The organism is Streptomyces chisholmiae (assembly GCF_031845445.1).
Lineage (GTDB): Bacteria > Actinomycetota > Actinomycetes > Streptomycetales > Streptomycetaceae > Streptomyces > Streptomyces chisholmiae.
In genome coordinates, this window is the sequence record NZ_JAVREO010000295.1 from 1 (window position 1) to 395 (window position 395).

The window sequence follows — 395 nt, forward strand, 5'->3', positions numbered from 1 at the left end:
GAACGGCGGCCGTTCTCCAGGCGGCTGATCTTCGACTGCGAGACCAGCAGACGCTCCGCCACCTCCTCGGCCGTCATGCCTTTGAGTTCGCGCAGGCGGCGCAGTTCCTGGCCCAACCTGCGTCGCCTGACTGTGGGATTTACGTTGGACGGCACGGAAAGTGCACCTCCGGCTATGTAGCTGTGCGTATCTACTGCTCAGCAGATTGCCACCCCTGGCCCCGGCCGCGCTGGGAAACGGCCACAAGCAGGTGCGTGCGGTATAAGCCCCCGGCCGCGCACCGGAGCACGCACCGGCGCGCGGTCCGGTGCGCGCTACGGCGTGCATGCGCGCGGGGCAGCCGGTCGGAACCGGCTGCCCCGCGCGGGGGGCGGGTCCCGCACACGGTCCGCTGA

1 protein-coding gene is annotated in these 395 nt (G+C 70.4%); it reads right to left on the bottom strand.

Annotation, left to right across the window (positions count from 1 at the left end; all coding sequences use genetic code 11):
• The coding region (locus RM844_RS33270) for a helix-turn-helix domain-containing protein (RefSeq protein ID WP_311671145.1) at nucleotides 1-155 on the bottom strand (155 nt) is incomplete at its 3' end.
• Nucleotides 156-395 lie beyond the last annotated feature (240 nt).